This window comes from Moorena sp. SIO4E2 (genome assembly GCF_010671945.1).
Taxonomy (GTDB): domain Bacteria; phylum Cyanobacteriota; class Cyanobacteriia; order Cyanobacteriales; family Coleofasciculaceae; genus Moorena; species Moorena producens.
Genome location: NZ_JAAHIE010001340.1, coordinates 1 through 1,189 on the forward strand (window position 1 = coordinate 1; position 1,189 = coordinate 1,189).

Consider the following 1,189-nt stretch of genomic DNA (forward strand, 5'->3'; position numbering starts at 1 on the left):
TCTCGGTTTTTATAAACCGGAGGAACAGTTTCGTCCTCTAACCATATTGACCGAGGTCTTAAAGACACATTATGGAGGTGACCATGAAGTGATTGTTTACGAAGCAGCAGTTTATTATCCAGTTTGCAAACCAGTTATCCAGCGTATTCCTCTGTCCAAGCTACCACAAAGCAGTGTTACTGAGGTTTCAACCCTTTATATTCCGCCTCAAGCTCTAGCACCTGTGGACAAAGAAATGATGGCGCGCTTAGGTATGTCTTTTGTTAAAGAAGCTACAGGGGAGAAACAGATATGATGACAGCTTATCAACAAACTGTGTCTGACCTCAAGTTAGCGTCCCCACAGAACCCTCAGAAAGCTAAAGCTATAGCTCAGCAAGGTGAGGCGGATCGGCTGATGGGAAATTTTGAAGCTGCCCTCGCCAAGTTCACCGATGCCGTTGAGCTAAATTTTAACAACCCTTGGGCTCTCGCTCACCGTGGGCAAACCTACTATCAGATCAAACGTTATCAGGAAGCCCGAACAGATTTTAGCCGCGCTATTGATCTCAACCCTAACTACCTTTGGGCTCTCGCTCACCGGGGCGTAACCTACCGCTTTATGGGGGAAGCATATTACACAATGGCAGTGGCTGACTTGGATCGAGCCATTGAGCTGAAGCCGGATTACCTTTGGGCAATTGCCTATCGCTGCCGCGTCTATGCACTGATGAAGTGCTACAAGAAAGCCCTGATTGATTTTGACCGAGCGATCGCCCTTGACAAAACCATATTTGTGAAAAATTGGCGGATTGAGAGAGGGTTAATCCTTTGCTACGATGGCCAATATGCTGAAGCGATCGCTTGTTGCCAGCAGAGGTTAGAGGAAGTTCCTGATGACACTACAGCTTTGTACTGTATTGCAGTAGCAAAGGCTCGTTGGCAAGGATTGACCCAGGCCAAAAGCGAGATTGAGCTTACGCGGTCAGTATTGCGCTCTCAATGGCAGACAGGGGATCGAGGAGATATTCTGTACCGACTGAGCGGCTTAGCCATCTTGGTAGGTAACTGCGAACAAGCATGGGAATATCTAGAAGAAGCTATTCCTATTAATGATGAAGCCATTGAGTTAGTCGGTCACGACCCAGCTTGGATGGAGTGGCGAGATGATCCGAGAACTCAAGCATTACTCGCTAGTTAAGCTTTTGAGA

Annotated in this window: 1 protein-coding gene and 1 pseudogene; both read left to right on the plus strand. The window is 47.4% G+C overall.

All coding sequences use genetic code 11. The annotated features are described in order from the left end of the window. A pseudogene (locus tag F6K37_RS43515) lies at nucleotides 1-295 on the plus strand (SAM-dependent methyltransferase); the annotation flags it as partial. Beyond that, on the plus strand, nucleotides 292-1,179 hold the full coding sequence (locus F6K37_RS43520; RefSeq protein WP_287257361.1) for a tetratricopeptide repeat protein: 888 nt from the start codon (nucleotides 292-294) through the stop codon (nucleotides 1,177-1,179). The pseudogene F6K37_RS43515 and the gene F6K37_RS43520, both read left to right, overlap by 4 nt. Nucleotides 1,180-1,189: the final 10 nt, after the last annotated feature.